At 44.7% G+C, this 564-nt stretch carries 1 protein-coding gene; it reads left to right on the top strand.

Annotation, left to right across the window (positions count from 1 at the left end; all coding sequences use genetic code 11):
* Positions 1-300: M24 family metallopeptidase C-terminal domain-containing protein (locus tag R7O13_RS29515; RefSeq protein WP_318305548.1), on the top strand; the 300-nt coding region annotated here is incomplete at its 5' end.
* Positions 301-564: the final 264 nt, after the last annotated feature.

Here is a 564-nt window from a genome sequence, read left to right as displayed (position 1 = left end):
CCAGGCATGGTGATCACCAATGAGCCCGGTGTTTACCGTGAAGGTGAATACGGTGTTCGGATCGAAAACATCATGAAAGTGGTTGAAGTCGAGCAAAATGAGTTTGGTATTTTTTATGGCTTCGAGACCATTACACTGGCACCAATCGCCACGAACACGCTTGATGTCTCTTTGCTAAGCCATGATGAAATTAACTGGCTAAATCAATACCATTCTCGCGTCTACCAAGCACTCAGCCCATTTCTTGATGAGCACGACAAAGCTTGGCTTCAGCGCGCAACTCAGTTTATAGAGTTTTAGACAAACTGCCCTATCTCCCGATTTCATTTTCATTTCAAACTCCCTGTTTGATTGCCAGCCTTCGGGTTGGCTTTTTTTATCCGCCTATGTGCGCACCTCTTCTTGTTACTGAAAGCTTTGCTTTGCACAAATAAATATGATCAACACTCATTAGTCGTCACAGAAAGCACTAAATACGCTCCGCCGATGACCAGATACAAAAACGCCCTGCCAATATGACAGGGCGTTTATTTGTGTCAAAATGCGCGTTACTCTCGGCAAGCT

Source organism: Vibrio sp. Y176, from assembly GCF_033438945.1.
The sequence above is the reverse complement of the archived record's forward strand: the minus strand, read 5'-3'. Positions and strand labels throughout refer to the sequence as shown.